Genomic DNA, 17,461 nt, shown 5'->3' with positions numbered 1-17,461 from the left:
AGGTCATCCCCGGGAAGGTGCGGTTCGGTTGCGTCCGCCGCCGGCACCGGCGAGCGCGAGGAGCAGGGCCCAGGTGACGAGCAGGCTGAGCACGGACACGGCGACGGACATCTGGGCCTGCTCGCCGCCGACGTTGTAGATCCACACGGCGAAGGGGGCGTAGCCCAGCAGGTGGGAGACCGTGAACTCGCCGAGGACCAGGGCCAGCGTGAGGAAGGACGCGTTGAGCAGGGCCCCGCGCAGATTGGGCAGCACGGCCCGGACGAGCGCCTTGGGCCAGGAGGCGCCGCAGCTGCGGGCCGCCTCGACCAGGGTCCGTACGTCCATGGCGCGCAGGCCGGCGTCCAGGGCGCGGTAGACGAACGGCAGGGCCATCACGACATAGGCCAGGACGAGCACGACGGGGAAGCTGTCGTTCTGGATCACCACGAACGTCTCGAACAGCGGCGTCCGGGAGAGATGCTCCGGGCCCCACTTCAGGACGGTGGCGATGCCGGCGACGAACGCGATCGGCGGCACCACCAGCGGCAGCGAGCACACCACCTCCACCACCGGCCGCAGCCGGGGCGCGCCGAGCCGCAGCGCGACCACGGCGGGCACCATCAGCAGCAGGACGACCGCGATGGTGGCGACGGCCAGCTCCAGCGAGAGCAGCAGGCTGGAGAGGAAGCCGTCGGCGGAGAGGATCTTGGTGTAGGCGTCGAAGGTGACGCCCTGGCCGGGGACGTCCACCGTGAAGATCACGGAGGCGGCGAGCGGCACCAGGAAGTACAGGGCGGCGAGGCCGAGGACGACCCACCGCCACGGGGTCAGGCGTCGAGCCATCGGGCACTCCGTCGCTGAAGGGGCAGGTACACGGCCATCACCAGGCCCGCCACCAGGACCATGTCGAGGCTGAGGGCGAGGGCGACGTTCTCCTGGCCGACCAGCACGTTGCCGGACAGGGCGTCGGCGATCTGCAGGGTGACCAGCGGGACCGCGCTGCCGACCATGGCGGCGGCGGTGGCGTAGGCGGCGAAGGCGCTGCCGAACAGCAGCACCAGGCCGCCGAGCAGCGAGGGCGCGAGCACGGGCAGGGCCACGTGCCGCCAGTACTGCACGCCGGTGGCGCCGTTGTTCAGCGCGGCCTCGCGCCACTGCGCGCGCAGGCCGTCCAGCGCGGGCGTGATGGTGAGGACCATCAGCGGGATGAGGAAGTACAGGTAGACGAGGACCAGACCCCAGAAGCTGTAGAGGTCCCAGCCGCTGTCCTTCAGGCCCAGGTGCACGGTGAGGACGCCCGCGTTGCCGAGGGTGGCGACGAAGGCGAAGGCCAGCGGGACACCGCCGAAGTTGGCGAGCACGCCCGAGGCGGTCAGCACGGCCTCGCGCAGCCAGCGGGAGCGGGAGCTGACCACGGCCTGGGCGAGCGGCAGCCCGAGCAGGGCGCCGAGCGCGGCGGAGATCGCGGACAGCTTGACGCTGCCGAGCAGGGCGGTGAGGTACGGGCCTTTCAGCGAGGCCGTCATGTTGGCGCCGGTGTAGCTGGTGGCGCCCGTGGTGGCGTCGTCGACCGAGAAGGCGCCGTTCACGATGGCCACCGCGGGCAGGCCGAAGGCGATCGCGACGAATACCAGCAGGGGGACGACGGCGAGCCAGCCGGGGGCGCGGCGCCGCCGCTTCTGCGAAGCGACGGGCGCCACGTCCGCGCGCGGGAGAGCGGCGGTCATCCGGAGACGGCCTTCCCCCAGCCCTGCGCGATGACCGTCTTGGCCTTGCTCTGCTGGGTCTCGGACGGGAAGGACGGCGTGCCGGTGACCTTCGGGAGCTTGGCGGCGGCGGTCTTGTCGAGGGTGCCGGCCTTCTCCATGGCGGTCATCAGGGCCGGGCGGGCGTAGCCCCCCAGCCACAGGTTCTGACCCTCGGCGCTGTACAGGTACTCCTGCCACAGGCGGGCGGCCGCCGGGTGCGCGGCGTCCTTGTTGATGGCCTGGGAGTAGTACTGGGCGTACTGGCCGTCGCTCGGGACGGCAACCTTCCAGTCGAGGCCCTTGGACTTGAACTCGTCGGCGTAACCGGCGTTCAGGTAGTCCCAGTCGATGGAGATGGGCGTCTCGCCCTTCTCGACGGTGGCCGGGGTGGACTCGACGGGCGTGTAGTTGCCGCTCTTCTTCAGCTTGGCGAAGAAGTCAAGGCCGGGCTGGATGTCGTCGAACGAGCCGCCGTTCGCGAGGGCCGCCGCGTAGACGCCGCCGAAGGCCGAGCCGGACTTGGTGGGGTTGCCGTTGAGGGCGACCTGGCCCTTGTACTCGGGCTTGAGCAGGTCCTTGAAGCTGGTCGGACAGGTCTTCACGCGCTTGGCGTCGCAGCCGATGGAGACATAGCCGCCGTAGTCGTTGTACCAGCGGGCCTGCGGGTCCTTCTGGCCCTCGGGGATGTCGGCGTAGGAGGTCACCTTGTACGGCGCGAGCAGCCCCTGCTGGGCGGCGCTCAGCGCGAACGAGGAGCCCAGGTCGAGAACGTCGGGGGCGCGGTCCTGCCCCTTGCGCGTGGTGACGGCGTTGATCTCGTCCTGGCTGGAGCCGTCGGGGCTCTCGTCCTGGATCTTGATGCCGTACTTCTTCTGGAAGCCGTCGATGATCGCGCCGTAGTTGGCCCAGTCGCGGGGCACGGCGATGATGTGCAGCGTGCCTTCCTTCTTGGCCGCCTTGACCAGGGCGGCCATGCCGCCGAAGTCGGCCGCTGAGGTGGCGGTGGCGGCGTTCTTGCCGTCCTTGGTGGTGGTCGACGCGTTGTCGGGGGCGGCGCCGCAGGCGCTGAGCGCGAGCGCGGCGACGACGGCGAGGGAGCCGCCGAGGACGGCGTTTCTCGGCAGGGACACGGTCACGATCTCTCCAGGGGTGCACACGAGGGTTGAGGCAGTGCGGAGAACTTGTCTGAACAAGTTGGGTCACAGTACGCCCGCTCGCGGTGTCCTGTCTGTAAACGGGAGCGAAACTTTGGGCCCTGGTTGGCTGCACAATCCAGGCCGTTTCAGATCACGCTCAGGTCTCGATTAGGCTGGTCACGCTGTGCACAGTGACCTGAGCAGAGGGGAAGCATGACGGCGCGACACGAGGAGATCGCCGACGAGCTGCGGCGCGCGATCGACCGCGAGGAGTACACGGTCGGCAGCCGGCTGCCCTCGGAGTCGGAGCTCGCCGCGGCCTACGGCGTCTCACGCGGTACGGTCCGCCAGGCCGTCGCCGCCCTGACCTCCGAGGGGCTCATCGGCTCCCGCCAGGGCGCCCGCCGCGTCGTGCTCGCGAGCCGCCGCAGCCAGAGCTTCGAGGAACTGCGCAGCTTCGCCCAGTGGGCCCGCGCGATGGGCCGCGAGGCCACGGGCCAGGTGGTGTCCCAGGAGTACCGCCCTGCCACGGCCGAGGACGCCGTACGCCTCCAACTTCCCCTCGGCACACAGGTGTTGCACGTGCTCCGGGTGCGCGGTCTGGACGGCGAACCGGTGCTGCTCGAACGCACGGTGTACGCCGACTGGATCTCCCCGGCGGTCGAGTCGATCGAGCCGGAGTGCCCCTCGGTCACCCAGCGGCTGTACGACGACACGGGGCTTGTCTTCGCGTACGGGGAGCATGTCATCGACGCGGTCGCCGCCGGGGCGCAGGACGCCGAGCTGCTGGGGGTTCGCCGCACGAGTCCGCTGCTGCGGGTGCGACGCGTGACGACGACCCGGGAAGGGCGGCCGGTGGAGTGGTCGGACGACCGGTACCGCTCGGACGCGGTGAGCTTCAGCGTGCGGAACTCGATCGACAACAATGCGCTGGCGCGCAAGACGGCGGAGTAGAGCCGCGGGGACCGCCGCCTACCCCGGCGCCCCCGAAGAGAAACGCCGCAGCAACGGCGACAGCACCAGCACCGACTTGGTCCGCTCCACGAACGGCTCCCCGGCGATCCGCTCCAGCACCCGCTCGAAGTGACGCATGTCGGAGGCGAAGACCTGCGCGATCGCGTCCGCGTCCCCGGTCACGGTGGACGCGGCCACGACCTCCTGATACCGCTCCAGGCCCCGCTGGATGGTGTCCGGCGAGGTGTTCCGCCGGCAGTAGATCTCGATGTAGCCCTCGGTCTCCCAGCCGAGCGCCGCCGGATCCACCCGCACGGTGAATCCGGTGATCGCTCCGGTGGCCCGCAGCCGGTCCACGCGCCGCTTCACCGCGGGCGCGGACAGGCCGACCATCTGCCCGATGTCGGCGTAGGAGCGGCGGGCGTCCTCGGCGAGGGCGTGCACGATACGTTCGTCGAGATCGTTCAGCACAGCGGGTGTTTCACTTCTTCGGTCCGGTCACTTCTCTGCCGTCACCGCGAGGCCGTCACCGGTCGCGAGACGGGAACGGCGATAGCCGTATACGAAGTAGAACACGAGCCCGACGGCCATCCAGACACCGAACACCATCCAGGTGACGGTGGACAGGCTGCCCATCATCCACACGCAGAAGGCGAAGCCCAGCGCGGGCAGCACCGGCGACAGCGGGACGCGGAAGGTGCGCTTCATGTGCGGGCGCGTCCGGCGCAGCACCACGACCGCGACGTTGACCAGCGCGAAGGCGAACAGCGTGCCGATGCTCGTGGCGTCCGCCAGCTGGCCGAGCGGGATCGCGGCGGCGAGGACACCGCAGAACAGTGACACGATGACCGTGTTGGCGCGCGGGGCGCCGGTCTTCGGGTGGACCCTGGCGAAGATCTTGGGCACCAGGCCGTCGCGGGACATGGCGAACAGGATGCGGGTCTGGCCGTAGAGCACGGTCAGGACGACGCTCGCGATGGCGATGACCGCGCAGAAGGCCAGCAGGGTGCCCCAGAAGCTCTGCCCGGTGACGTCCTTCATGATCTGGGCGAGCGTGGCCTCGGAGTCGTTGAAGCTCCGCCACGGCTTGGCACCGACGGCGACGGCGGCGACCAGCACGTACAGGGCGGTCACGATGACCAGGGACAGCATGATCGCGCGAGGCAGGTCGCGCTGGGCGTCCTTGGCCTCCTCACCGGCGGTGGAGGCGGCGTCGAAGCCGATGTACGAGAAGAACAGCGTGGCGCCGGCGCCGCTGACGCCCGCCATGCCGAGCGGCATGAAGTGGGAGTAGTTGCCGGACTTGAAGCCCATGAAGCCGATCGCGCAGAACAGGATCAGCGCGGCGATCTTCACGGACACCATGATGGTGTTGGCCCGCGCGGACTCCTTGGCGCCGCCCAGCAGGAACACCATCGCGAGGATCACGACGATCAGGGCGGGCAGGTTGAAGACACCGCCGTCGACGCCGGGCGGGTTGGCGAAGGCCTTCGGGATGGTGACGCCGATGGTGCCGCTCAGCAGCTCGTTCAGGTACTCGCCCCAGCCGACGGCCACGGCGGCGACCGAAACGCCGTACTCCAGCAGCAGGCACCAGCCGCAGACCCAGGCGATCAGTTCGCCCATCGTTGCGTATGCGTACGAGTACGAGGAGCCGGAGACGGGGATGGTGCCCGCCAGCTCGGCGTAGGACAGGGCGGAGAACAGCGCGGTGAGGCCGGCAATCACGAAGGACAGGGTGACGGCCGGACCCGCCTTGGGGACGGCCTCGCCGAGGACGACGAAGATGCCGGTGCCGAGGGTGGCACCGATGCTGATCATGGTGAGCTGCCACAGGCCGAGGGACCGCCGGAGCGAGCCTCCCTCGCCCTGGCCGCCCTCCGCGACCAGGCGTTCCACGGGCTTGCGCCGCATGAGGCGCGCGGCGACGCCCGGGGATGCGGGGGCGGTCGCTGTGCGGTCGTGCGGGGGTGCGCCTTGGTCGAGCACGCGCTGGCTCCTTCGTCCTGCCGGTCATTGCGTTCGGGGACCGGTGGCAGCCTGCGAGGGCAGGAGCCGACCGAGCGGAGTCCCCGCCACGCCACGTACAGCGCAGCACCTTACGGGGGTGGCCTTCACGGGCGTAATGCAGCAACCTTGCGCGTCCCCGCATGATCATTGCGTTCCTCGGCCCGGAATGACAAATCGTTGTGCGCCGGCTGTCGACCGTTGCAGGGCAACGGCCCCCGTTCTCCCGGCGAACGGGAACAACGGGGGCCGTACGGAAGGGAGTTGGGCTCAGCTCCAGCTCGCGTGCAGCGGCTTGCCCTCGGCATAGCCGGCGGCGCTCTGGATACCCACGATGGCCTTCTCGGCGAACTCCTCCAGGGAGCCGGCACCGGCGTAGGTGCAGGAGGAGCGGACACCCGCGATGATCGAGTCGATCAGGTCCTCGACACCCGGGCGGGCCGGGTCGAGGAACATGCGCGAGGTGGAGATGCCCTCCTCGAAGAGCGCCTTGCGGGCACGGTCGTACGCCGACTCCTCCGACGTACGGTTGGCGACCGCACGCGCGGACGCCATGCCGAAGGACTCCTTGTAGGCGCGGCCGTTGGCGTCGTGCTGGAGGTCGCCCGGGGACTCGTAGGTGCCGGCGAACCAGGAGCCGACCATCACGTTGGACGCGCCGGCCGCGAGGGCCATGGCCACGTCGCGCGGGTGGCGGACACCGCCGTCGGCCCACACGTGCTTGCCGTACTTCCTCGCCTCGGCGGCGCACTCCAGGACCGCGGAGAACTGCGGCCGGCCCACGCCGGTCATCATGCGGGTGGTGCACATGGCGCCGGGGCCCACACCGACCTTGATGATGTCCGCGCCGGCGTCGATCAGGTCCTTCACGCCCTCGGCGGAGACGATGTTGCCCGCGACGATAGGCACCTGCGGGTCGAGCGCCCGCACCAGCTTGACGGCGGTGATCATCGACTCCTGGTGGCCGTGCGCGGTGTCGATGACGAGCGTGTCCACGCCCGCGTCGAGCAGCTGCTTGGCCTTGCCCGCCACGTCGCCGTTGATGCCGACGGCGGCGGCGATGCGCAGCTTGCCGTTCGCGTCGACCGCCGGGGTGTACAGCGTGGCGCGCAGGGCGCCCTTGCGGGTGAGGATGCCGGCCAGCTTGCCGTCCTTGTCGACGGCCGGGGCGTAGCGGCGGTTGTGGTGGTCCAGGGTGTTGAAGGCCTCGCGCGGGTCGATGTCCGCGTCGAGCAGCAGCAGGTCCTTGGACATGACCACTTCGAGCTGGGTGAAGCGGTCGACGCCGGTGAGGTCCGCGTCGGTGACGACGCCGACGGGCCGCTGCTCCTCGTCCACGACCACACCGGCGTTGTGGGCGCGCTTGGGCAGCAGCGCCAGGGCGTCGGCGACGGTCTGGTGCGGGGCCAGCACGATCGGCGTGTCGAGCACCAGGTGCCGGCTCTTCACCCAGGAGACGACGTCGGTGACGACGTCGATCGGGATGTCCTGCGGGATGACCACCAGACCGCCGCGGCGGGCCATCGTCTCGGCCATGCGGCGGCCGGCGATTGCGGTCATGTTGGCCACGACGAGCGGGATGGTGGTGCCCGTGCCGTCCGGCGAGCTGAGGTCCACACCCTGACGCGAGCCCACCGCGGAGCGGCTCGGCACCATGAACACGTCGTCGTACGTCAGGTCGTACGCGGGCTGGATGTCATTGAGGAAACGCACGTGCCGCACATCCCAGTCGATCAGAGGTGACCCCCCGACGGGTGCGCCAGGGGGAAAAGAGCACGTACTTCATTGTCCCATGTCGGGCGGGTTGTCATGCCGGCACAGAACCTCCAGGGTGAGCGCCGATCACTTAGGAGGATCCTCCGAGAGCGAGGGCGACGGACAGGGCGGGTGTGTGGTCCGCGGCCTCGGCGAACACCTCCTGCGCGATCCGCCACTCGTCCGGCCGGGCCTCGGCGTACGGCCGCCAGTTCCGCACGACGATCAGCAGTCCCCTCTCGACCGCGTCCTCGGGCCACACCGTGTGGTCACCGAGGGAGTCGGCCAGGGCGTCCCAGTTGCGGCCGAACCAGTCGGGCAGCGCGAGGGCACGGGCCGCACGGTCCATCAGGCCGGCCTTGTCCGCGACTCCGTCGAGGTCCAGCGTGACCACGAGTTCCTTCATCTCAGCACCGCCCGGAACGAGTTGTAGTGATCATCGGTGTAGTAGATCTCGCCGCCCTGCCCCGTGACCATGCGCCGGGCACCGCGATCGTGCGAGCCGGGCGTGCTGACCGTGTACTCGTGGTAGTAGCCGCGCCGGTGCTTCGGCAGATGCCCCTCGAAGTTCCCGAAGACGACACCGTCCTTGGCGTACGGGAAGGGCCCGCCCTTGTCGATCAGTACGAGCGTCCTGCGCGCCTCGACCGGCAGCCGCGACTCCCTGACCGTGCCCATACCGTGCGCCCACGCCGGCACGGACGCACTCGTACCGACCACTCCCGGCCCCGTCCTCACCCCGGCGCCGGCACCGGCCCCCGAACCGGACGAACATCCGGCGAGCAGGACGACGAGAACAACGGCCACCAGCCCGGCGACAACGCGGGCCGGTGCCCATGAGGAGCCTCCGGGGGCGGGGCAGATCGGGCGGGGCGGTGCGTAGGTCCGCCCGGGGGTGCGGGGCGCCGTCAGGGGCCGGCTTGGTGTGCGGGACGGCGTCAGGGGCCGGCTTGGTGTCCGGGGCGCCGTGAGGGTCTGGCTCAGTGTGCGGGACGGCGTCAGGGACTGGCTGGGCGTGCGGGGCGCCGTCAGGGGCCGGCTGGGCGTGCGGGACAGCGTGGGGGTCCGCCCGGGGGTGCGGGGCGGTGCGTAGGTCCGCCCAGGACTGCGGGGCGACGTCAGGGGTCGCGTGGAGGTGCGGGACGGCCTCAGGGGCCGGCTGGGCGTGCGGGGCGTCGTCAGGGGCTGGCTGGGCGTGCAGGGCAGCGCCAGGGGTCGCGTGGAGGTGCGGGACGGCCTCAGGGGCCGGCTGGGCGTGCGGGGCAGCGTGGGGGTCCGCCCGGGGGTGCGGGGCGCCGTCAGGGGCCGGCTGGGCGTGCGGGGCAGCGTTGACGGGCGTCCAGGCGTGTGGGGCGGCGCCATGGATTGCCCGGCCGTCCGGGGTGACGGCCGTCCGGCCGCCCGGGACGATGTCACGGGCCATCTGGGCATGCGAGGGACGAACCACGGCGACATGCCGACGATGCTGCCACGGCCGCACGGTTCCCACGCCGCCGCGACCCGCCGCCGCCCGCCCCGACGCAACGTGCCGCACCACGCCGGACACGACGAGCCGACACCCGCCCGCCCCCGCACAACACCGGCCAGTCCGCGACCGACGACGCCCGCACGCCCACCCCAGCGGCCGCACCGACCTCGACCGCCGACACGACGAGCCACACCCGCCGCACACGGCGAGCCGACACCCACTCGCCCCCGCAGTGGAGGGCCCACGACGCGCCGACCGCCACCGCCCGCCGCAAACCGCTGGGCCTGTCGCTGAGACCCGCAACGGCCCGTGGACCGACCACGAGAGCCGGCCCAGTGCCGGCCCGTGGTCTCGCCGTACGACCTGCCCCGTCGATCCGCCCCGTTGCCCCCACCGCGAGAACCCCGCCCGCCGCGGAGCCCTCAGTGGCCGTCGGGGTCCGCGCGGCTGAGCGCCGGCTTCGGCGTCGGGCCGGCCGTCATCAGGTAGTCCGCGGCGGAGGTGTCCGTGACCAGGCTGGTGACCAGCCCGGACCGCAGCACCGCGTCGATCGCGGACGCCTTGCGCTGACCGCCGGCGATCGCCACGACCTCCGGGATACGACGCAGCTGGTCGGCCTTGACGGTGATGCACCGCTCCCCCAGGTCCCGCCCGATCCGGCGCCCCTCGGCGTCGAAGAGGTGCGCGGCCATCTCGGCGGCGACGCCGAGCGAGGCGTAGTGCGCCCGCTCCTCGTCGCTGAGCATGTCGTGCACGGTCGAGATGCCCGGCTCCCAGGAGCCGATGGAGACGCAGGCGACCGTGACCTTGTCGAAATACTCGAAGGCCCGGGCGATCCCGGTCTGGTTGCGCAGCGCGGCCGCGGTGGCCGCGTCCGGCAGCAGCATCGGCGCGTAGATGGGGTGGGCGTCGCCGCCCGACACCTGGGCGGCGCGGCGCACGGCCTCGACCGAGCCACGCTCCGAGGTCCCGGCGTCGTACACGCCCGTCAGCTGCACCACCGTGCACGGCGGCAGCCGGTCCAGCGCCGCCGCCATGTGGATGGTGGACCGGCCCCAGGCCAGCCCGAGCACGTCCCCCTCGTCGACGAGCTCGCCGAGCAGGTCGGCGGCCACTTCCCCCAGGTTCTCGGGGTCGGGGGTCTCCTCGGCCTCGGCCGGGGACTCGACCACGACAGCGTGCCGCAGGCCGTAGCGGGCACGGAGCGCGTCGGAGCGATCGGCGTCCAGCTCGGCCGGGACACGGATCTCGATGCGCACGAGATCCCGTTCGAGAGCCGTCTCCAGGACCCGGGCCACCTTGAAGCGGCTGACGCCGAACTCCTCCGCGATCTGGATCTTGGACTTGCCCTCGAGGTAGAAGCGGCGGGCCATGGCCGCCGCCTGCACCAGCTCAGCGGGTCCCATCCGCATGGCTGACCGGCCCGCCGACATACCCGACACGGCGATCTCCTCACTGCTGTTCACACTCTGGATTCGCCGTTCATCCTTGCAGATTCGGCGCTGCGGATCGGCCCCGATAGGGGCCGATCACTTAACCGTTCACGTACCTGTGGCTCAGTGGTCGCATGCCCAGGACGCCTTGGCGGCAGCCGTGTCGGCCTGCGCGCGCAGGGCACGGACCGCCTCCGCCGGGTCCTTCGCCCCGTACACCGCCGAGCCTGCCACGAACACATCCGCTCCGGCGTCCGCGCACCGCTCGATCGTGGAGGCCGAGACACCGCCGTCCACCTGGAGCCACAGCTGCAGGCCGTGCTTGCTGATCAGCTCACGGGTGCGGCGGATCTTCGGCAGCATGATGTCGAGGAACGCCTGGCCGCCGAAGCCGGGCTCGACCGTCATGATCAACAGCATGTCGAGCTCCGGGAGCAGGTCCTCGAACGGCTCGATCGGCGTCGCGGGCTTCAGCGCCATGGAGGCGCGGGCACCCTTGGCGCGGATCTCCCGGGCGAGTCGCACCGGAGCGGCGGCGGCCTCCACGTGGAAGGTGACGGAGGAGGCGCCCGCCTCGACGTACTGGGGCGCCCACCGGTCGGGGTCCTCGATCATCAGGTGGCAGTCCAGCGGGGTGTCCGTCGCGCGCGCCAGGGACTCCACGACCGGCACGCCGAGCGTGAGGTTCGGGACGAAGTGGTTGTCCATGACGTCGACGTGGAGCCAGTCGGCGCCTTGGACCGCCTTGGCCTCCTCCGCGAGGCGGGCGAAGTCGGCGGACAGGATGCTGGGGTTGATCTGCACGGCCATGCCCCAAGCCTGCCATGCCGCTGCGCTGGGCTGTAACGGCGGTCCATTGCGGTGGTGATTCGTCTGCGGGTGAGTGGTGGTTGCTCGCGCAGTTCCCCGCGCCCCTTTCGGGGCGCTGTCACCCAGCGGCGTTTCAACCGGTTCTGCGGATCAGGGCCAGGTACATCGCGTCCGTGCCGTGGAGGTGGGGCCAGAGTTGGATGTCCGGGCCCTCGCCCAGTGCGGGCACGCCCGGAAGCAGGGGGCGGGCGTCGATCAGCTCGGCGTCGGGGTGCTGCTTGAGGACGTCGGCGACGACCGCGCGGGTCTCGGCGAGATGCGGGGAGCAGGTCGCGTAGCCGACGATCCCGCCGACGCGCACCGAGTCGAGCGCGGTGCGCAGCAGGGCGCGCTGGAGGGGCGCGAAGTTGTCGAGGTCCTCCGGGCGGCGCCGCCAGCGGGCCTCGGGACGCCGGCGCAGCGCGCCGAGCCCGGTGCACGGCACGTCCATGAGCACGCGGTCGAAGGTGCCGGGCCGCCACGGCGGCCGGGTGCCGTCGGCGGCGATCACCTGGTAGGGCCCCGGGTTGCCGGCCAGCGCCTTGGCGACGAGACCCGCCCGGTGCGGCTGCTTCTCGGAGGCGAGCAGCGTGGCCCCGCGCTCCGCGGCGAGGGCGGCCAGCAGGGCGGCCTTCCCGCCCGGCCCGGCGCACCCGTCGAGCCACATGCTGTCGGACCCCTCCAGGGGCGCGCCCGCGAGCGCGAGGGCGACCAGCTGGCTGCCCTCGTCCTGCACTCCGGCCCGTCCTTCGCCCACCGCCGGCACGGCGCCCGGCTCCCCGCCCTCGGCAAGCCGCACGGCGTACGGCGACCAGCGCCCCGGCACGGCGGCCTCCTCACCGAGCAGTTCCTCGACGGTGGCCCGCCCCGGCCGCGCGACCAGGGTCACCTCGGGCCGTTCGTTGTCGGCCGCCAGCAGGTCCTCGATGCCGGCGCGCCCGCCACCGAGGGAGTCCCACAGGGCGGAGACGACCCAGCGGGGATGCGAGTGGACGACCGCGAGGTGATCCTCCGGATCCTCGTCATAAGGGGGCGCGACCTTCTCGATCCACCCCTCGAGGTCGTCCTGGGCCACCTTCCGCAGCACGGCGTTGACGAACTTGGCGCGCCCGTCACCGAGCACCACCCGCGCCAGCTCCACGGAGGAGGACACGGCGGCGTGCGTCGGGATCCGCGTCCCGAGCAGTTGGTGCACACCGAGGCTGAGCACGTCGAGCACCGGCGGGTCGACCTCGCGGAGCGGCCGGTCGACACAGGCGGCGATCACCGCGTCGTACGTCCCCTGCCGGCGCAGCGTGCCGTAGACCAGCTCGGTGGCGAGGGCGGCGTCCCGCGCGTCGAAGTCGCCCTTGTCGCGGGCCTTCCTCAGCAGCGGAGGCAGCACGAGGTTGGCGTACGCGTCCCGCTCGTCGACCGCGCGCAGCGCCTCGAAGGCCAGGATGCGGACGGGGTCCTTCTGCGGACGGCGGTAGGGCTTGGCGGGCCTGCGGGGCCGCCGGGACTGCTCGCTCACGAAAAAGGTGCTCCGGATGTGAAGAAGGGGTGCGGTGTCCAGCCTACGTCGGCGCACCGCCACCCTCACCGCCCGGGCCTCAGCCGCCGAGCGTCTCGCTCTCGGCGATCCGCACGCCGCGCGCCCAGTCGGCCGCCCGCATCGGCTTCTTGCCCTGTGCCTGCACCCACAGCAGCTCGACGGCGTACGAACCGGTGCCCACGTGCACGCTGTTCTTGCCGGCCGCCATCCGCCCCGGGGCCAGGTCGGTGCGCTCCGGCACCGGGGTGACCTGGATGAGCTTGAGCCGTTCGCCGCGGAAGGTGGTCCAGGCGCCGGGCGCCGGGGTGCAGCCGCGCACGACCCGGTCGACGCGCAGCGCGGGCGCGGCCCAGTCGACCTTGGCGTCCTCGACGGTGATCTTCGGCGCGTCGGTGATGCCCTCGGCCGGCTGCGGTACGGCCTTCAGGGTGCCGTCCTCGATACCGTCCATGGTGGCCGCGAGCAGCCCCGCACCGGCGAAGGCGAGCCGGGTGAGCAGGTCGCCGCTGGTGTCGGTGGGCCGGATCTGCTCGGTCACGGTGCCGTAGACGGGACCGGAGTCGAGACCCTCCTCGATGAGGAACGTCGACGCCCCGGTGATCTCGTCGCCGGCCATGATGGAGTGCTGCACGGGAGCTGCTCCCCGCCAGGCGGGCAGCAGCGAGAAGTGCAGGTTGACCCAGCCATGGGCGGGGATGTCGAGGGCCACGCGGGGCAGCAGGGCGCCGTAGGCCACGACCGGACAGCAGTCCGGCGCGATCTCCTTCAGCCGCTCCAGGAACTCCGGGTCCCGCGGCCTGACCGGCTTCAGCACCTCGATCCCGGCCTCCTCCGCCCGCTCGGCCACGGGCGACGCGACCAGCCGGCGCCCACGCCCGGCCGGCGCGTCGGGCCGCGTGACGACGGCGGCCACCTCGTGCCGCCCGGAAGCGATCAGAGCGTCCAGAGCGGGAACGGCGACCTCAGGTGTACCGGCGAAGACAAGCTTCATGGGCGGGTTCGGGCCTCTCGGGCGGGGGTTGAACGGGCAGCGCACCAGTCTATGACCAAGCGACCCCCGACAACCCACCCGCACGAACGGCCGCGCATGCGGACGGCGGACACGCAACGGACGGGGACCCGCGCGGACGTAGACCAGGACGGAGACGGACGGCTGACGGCTGACGGCTGACGGCTGACGGCTGACGGCCAAGGCCGTACGCACAATCGGACGGCGGACGCACAGACGGACGAGCGGAGTCCAGACGGCCACCGGGCCCGATGACGACCGGCGAAGCAGCCCCGCAGACGCCGACGGCGGACAACCCCCACAGGTCGTCCAGCCTCTCGGCCGACCGGAAACGGGTGGTGCGCGGGTGGGAGAACAAAAAACCCAAACCCCACACGGCGCGCACCCCAACGACCGGCGTATGCATATGCCCGTACGCCCCCACCCCGTGACCAGCGGAGCGCACACGCGTTGGTCAAGAAAGAGTTGACCACTTAGGGCCGCTTTCTCGGCCCAATTCCTTTCAACGCCGGTTCGAGAGGCTTGTTCATGGCCGACCACGCAACCCACGACGCCCAGGCCCGGGCCAGCCTGCACTTGCTGGTGCGGGACATCGAGCGAGTCCGCCGGCAGGTGGACGCGCTGCGCACACTCACCGCCCAGCTGGGCAACGTCTACCGTCCGCGCCGCTCCGGCCCGTCCACGGGCTTCGTCGTCTACGGACGCGCCCCCGCCCCGACGGTGCGCCTTGCCCAGGAACTCCGGGACAGTGTCGAAACCCTGGTCACGGCCGCCGTGGACTTCGACCGCTCACTCGGCTTCTCGTGGGACGCGGTGGGCTCGGCGCTCGGCGTCACCAAGCAGGCGGTGCACCGACGTTACGGTGCCCGCCGCGCCGCGGCCCAGGCACCCGCCGAGGCCGAGCCGGCCACGGAGCCGGCCGGCTCCCGCACGCTCAATGTGAACACCGGCCTGCCCGCGGTCCCGACGGTCCCCGCGGCCCGCTCGATGCCCACGCAGCCGACCGCGGGCAGCCCGGCCCTGCGCGAGCGCGACGAGGCCCGCCCGACGGCCTTCCCCGGCCCGCGCAACGGCTGAGCAACGCTCGGCGACGCTGGGCGACGGCTGACGCATCCCCCTGCCCTCTCGGACGCCCGGGAGGGCAGACACGCGCTTGGACGGACGAACCGGCGCGACCGCACAACCACCGGACGGCCGCCGACGGCGAGCAACCCCACGGGTTGAACACCACCCGGACACCACCCGGACACCACCCGGAACACCCCCCGTCACCCGATGTCCGGCGGATCGATCCGCACCCGCACCGCCTCCCCGCTCCCCCGTGCCATGCGCGCGGCCTGGGCGGTCTTCAGCGCGGCGGCCAGCGCGGCCCCACGGCCCGGCGGCACCCGGACCAGGGCCCGCTCCCAGTGCTCGCCCGGCGGCGGCGCTCCGGGCCTGCGGGACCCGCCGGGATGCGTCGGCGGTATCGGCACCGGCCCCAGCACCTCCGCGTCCGGCGGCAGTTCGACCGAGGCCAGGAACTCGGCGACGGCCGCGGGCGTCCCGGACACGGCCGCCATCCGCGACACCGGCGGGAAGCCCAGCTCGGCCCGCTCCGACAGTTCCCGCACCGCGTGCCCGACGGGATCCCAGCGCACCAGCGCCTGCACCGGCCGCAGGGTCGGCTCGGCCACCACGACCACCGTGCCCCCCTCGCTCTGCGGCCGTACCAGCGCGCCCGCCGCGATCCACCGGCGCAGCGCGTCCTCGCCGGCCCGCAGGTCGGGGCGTACGAGCATGGCCCAGCCGTCCAGCAGGAGGGCCGCCGCGTAGCCGCCCTCGGCGACCGGTTCGGCTCCCGGTGTGCTCACGACGAGGGCGGGTGTGCCCGGCACCGTGTCCAGCACATGCTCCCGGCCCGAGGTGCGCACGGGGACGGCGGGGAAAGCGCGCCCCAGCTCCTCGGCCGTCCGCCGCGCCCCCACGACCTGGGCCCGCAGCCGGAAGCCGCCGCACTCCGGGCAGTGCCAGGCGCTCTCCTCCCGCCCGCACCAGCCGCACCGCAGCACCTCCGCGTCCTGCCCCTGGAGCGGCCCGGAGCACTGCCGGCACCGGGCGGGCGCCCGGCACCGGTCGCAGGCCATGCGGGGGGCGTAGCCGCGGCGCGGCACCTGGACGAGCACCGGTCCGTGCCGCAGCCCGTCGCGGGCCGCCTGCCAGGCGAGGGTCGGCAGCCGGGCGGCGCGGGCGGCCTCGTCGCGGGCGAGGTCGCCGTCCCCGACCGTGCGGACAAGAGGGGCGGCCCGCCGCACCTGCTCCCGCCCGGCGACCAGCGGCCGCGCCCAGCCGCTCTCGACGAGCTGGGCGGCCTCCACGGTGCAGCTCCAACTCCCCAGCAGATAGGCGCACTTGTCCAGAGCCGCCCGCAACAGCAGTACATCCCGGGCGTGCGGTTGCGGGGCGTGCTGCTCGCTGTGGCTGTCGTCGCCGTCGTCCCAGATGGCGACGAGCCCCAGGTCCTGCACGGGCGCGAACATGGCTGCCCGGGTCCCGACCACGGCCCGTACGGATCCCCGGCGCACCGCGAGCCACTGCGCATACCGCTTCTCGGGCCCCGCGTCGGCCGTGAGCAGCACGTGCCGGCCCGTGCCGAGCAGTGCGGTGAGCGCGGCGTCGACCCGCGCGGCGGCCCGCCCGTCCGGTACGACGACGAGGGCGCCGCGTCCGGAGGCGAGCGTGGCGGCGACGGCGCGGGCCAGTTCCTCGCTCCACAGCGGGCCCGGCAGGGCGTTCCAGACGGCCCTGGGCGACCCGCCGGAGGCCAGGGCGTGGAGGAATGCGTCCCCGTGCTCGTACCGCCCCCAGGAGGCCGTCTCCGGCTCGGTCGGCGGGGGCAGCGGCGCGGGCGACGGCCGTTGTTCGGCCCGGGCGCTGCGCGGCGGCACGGCCAGCTGGAGCACGTCGGCGAGGCTTCCGGCGTACCGGTCGGCCACGGCCCGCGCGAGGCCCAGCAGCTCCTCGCTCAGCACCGGCTCCGGCGACACGACCTGGGCCAGCGCGGCCAGCGGCCCGGAGTAGTCGGACTCGGCCCGCCGCTCCACGAGGAACCCGTCGATGAGCCCGCCGCCCTCGCGGCGCCCTTCCCGGACCCGGCCCCGCCCGGCCCCGAACCGCACCCGGACCCGCACGCCGGGCTGCGCCTGTTCGTCCAGCTCGGCCGGCACGGCGTAGTCGAAGTACCGGTCGAGGTGCAGCACACCCTTGTCGACCAGCACCCGGGCGACGGGCAGCTGCGGGGCTACCGCGGCCCCCCGCCAGGTGCGCGGCTTGGCCCGCGGCACCTTCGCCTTCCGCACGCTCTCCCGGATGAGCGCGAGCTGCTCCGGCGGCGCCCCTTCGGCTCCGCCGTCCCCGTCCGGCCGGGGCACCCCGTTCTCGCTGCTCACGTTTGCATTCTTACCAAACGGCGCTGACAACCGACGCCCGCCCGAGATCCGGATCGGCAGCGGTACGGATTCAGCTTCACCGCACGCCCCGCAGGGCGCACTCCACGAAGTAACCGCGGCCTTCGCACCGGGCGGCGCCGACGGCGTCAGGGTAGGCA

General features: G+C 72.6%; 15 protein-coding genes. 2 read left to right on the top strand and 13 right to left on the bottom strand.

Translation table 11 applies throughout. From position 1 onward, the window contains the following. Positions 1–3: 3 nt before the first annotated feature. The 3 genes from SRB17_RS35760 to SRB17_RS35750 are packed head-to-tail and all read right to left on the bottom strand — an operon-like array spanning position 4 to position 2,866. Positions 4–825 (bottom strand): ABC transporter permease, encoded by an 822-nt coding sequence (locus SRB17_RS35760; RefSeq protein WP_153544722.1) that lies wholly within the window; start codon positions 823–825, stop codon positions 4–6. After that, positions 810–1,709: an ABC transporter permease gene (locus SRB17_RS35755; RefSeq protein ID WP_153544720.1), complete on the bottom strand. Its 900-nt coding sequence runs from the start codon at positions 1,707–1,709 to the stop codon at positions 810–812. Before SRB17_RS35755 ends, SRB17_RS35760 begins: the two co-directional genes overlap by 16 nt. Then, positions 1,706–2,866: an ABC transporter substrate-binding protein gene (locus SRB17_RS35750; RefSeq protein WP_323376823.1), complete on the bottom strand. Its 1,161-nt coding sequence runs from the start codon at positions 2,864–2,866 to the stop codon at positions 1,706–1,708. Before SRB17_RS35750 ends, SRB17_RS35755 begins: the two co-directional genes overlap by 4 nt. 213 nt (positions 2,867–3,079) lie before the next feature. Between SRB17_RS35750 and SRB17_RS35745 the strand changes: the two genes are divergently transcribed. Then, on the top strand, positions 3,080–3,820 hold the full coding sequence (locus tag SRB17_RS35745; protein ID WP_153544716.1) for a GntR family transcriptional regulator: 741 nt from the start codon (positions 3,080–3,082) through the stop codon (positions 3,818–3,820). Between the two features lie 18 nt (positions 3,821–3,838). Here SRB17_RS35745 and SRB17_RS35740 read toward each other — a convergent pair whose 3' ends face one another. From SRB17_RS35740 to fmt, 9 genes are all read right to left on the bottom strand, one after another. Continuing rightward, on the bottom strand, positions 3,839–4,291 hold the full coding sequence (locus SRB17_RS35740) for an Lrp/AsnC family transcriptional regulator (RefSeq protein WP_031174468.1): 453 nt from the start codon (positions 4,289–4,291) through the stop codon (positions 3,839–3,841). A 27-nt stretch (positions 4,292–4,318) separates the two neighbouring features. Then, a complete protein-coding gene (locus SRB17_RS35735) occupies positions 4,319–5,809 on the bottom strand; it encodes an amino acid permease (RefSeq protein ID WP_323376822.1) in 1,491 nt (496 codons plus the stop codon). 288 nt (positions 5,810–6,097) lie between these two features. Beyond that, positions 6,098–7,540: a GuaB1 family IMP dehydrogenase-related protein gene (locus SRB17_RS35730; RefSeq protein WP_323376820.1), complete on the bottom strand. Its 1,443-nt coding sequence runs from the start codon at positions 7,538–7,540 to the stop codon at positions 6,098–6,100. Positions 7,541–7,673: 133 nt separating this feature from the next. After that, the gene (locus SRB17_RS35725) at positions 7,674–7,988 is read right to left on the bottom strand and encodes a barstar family protein (protein WP_153544712.1); all 315 of its coding nucleotides are present in this window, start codon (positions 7,986–7,988) and stop codon (positions 7,674–7,676) included. Further along, positions 7,985–8,392 (bottom strand): ribonuclease domain-containing protein, encoded by a 408-nt coding sequence (locus tag SRB17_RS35720; RefSeq protein WP_228396464.1) that lies wholly within the window; start codon positions 8,390–8,392, stop codon positions 7,985–7,987. The genes SRB17_RS35725 and SRB17_RS35720 overlap by 4 nt, the downstream gene beginning before the upstream one ends. 1,080 nt (positions 8,393–9,472) lie before the next feature. After that, positions 9,473–10,516: a sugar-binding domain-containing protein gene (locus tag SRB17_RS35715; protein WP_323376816.1), complete on the bottom strand. Its 1,044-nt coding sequence runs from the start codon at positions 10,514–10,516 to the stop codon at positions 9,473–9,475. A gap of 90 nt (positions 10,517–10,606) precedes the next feature. After that, positions 10,607–11,293 carry a ribulose-phosphate 3-epimerase gene (gene rpe, locus SRB17_RS35710; RefSeq protein ID WP_153544710.1) on the bottom strand — a complete coding sequence of 229 codons (687 nt, stop codon included), beginning with the start codon at positions 11,291–11,293 and terminating at the stop codon, positions 10,607–10,609. Positions 11,294–11,426: 133 nt separating this feature from the next. After that, entirely contained in the window at positions 11,427–12,845 is a 1,419-nt protein-coding gene (locus tag SRB17_RS35705; RefSeq protein WP_323376815.1) for an RsmB/NOP family class I SAM-dependent RNA methyltransferase, read from the bottom strand. A gap of 79 nt (positions 12,846–12,924) precedes the next feature. Beyond that, entirely contained in the window at positions 12,925–13,857 is a 933-nt protein-coding gene (fmt, locus tag SRB17_RS35700) for a methionyl-tRNA formyltransferase (protein ID WP_153544708.1), read from the bottom strand. 546 nt (positions 13,858–14,403) lie between these two features. Here fmt and SRB17_RS35695 point away from each other — a divergent pair. Continuing rightward, positions 14,404–14,952, top strand: coding sequence for a hypothetical protein (locus SRB17_RS35695; protein ID WP_153544706.1), 549 nt, complete (start codon positions 14,404–14,406; stop codon positions 14,950–14,952). A gap of 191 nt (positions 14,953–15,143) precedes the next feature. Here SRB17_RS35695 and SRB17_RS35690 read toward each other — a convergent pair whose 3' ends face one another. Then, positions 15,144–17,303, bottom strand: coding sequence for a primosomal protein N' (locus tag SRB17_RS35690; RefSeq protein WP_323376813.1), 2,160 nt, complete (start codon positions 17,301–17,303; stop codon positions 15,144–15,146). Positions 17,304–17,461: the final 158 nt, after the last annotated feature.

This window comes from Streptomyces sp. RB17, assembly GCF_009604455.1.
Classification (GTDB): Bacteria; Actinomycetota; Actinomycetes; order Streptomycetales; family Streptomycetaceae; genus Streptomyces.
Note: the sequence above shows the minus strand (reverse complement) of the source record. Positions and strands in the feature narration are given on the sequence as shown.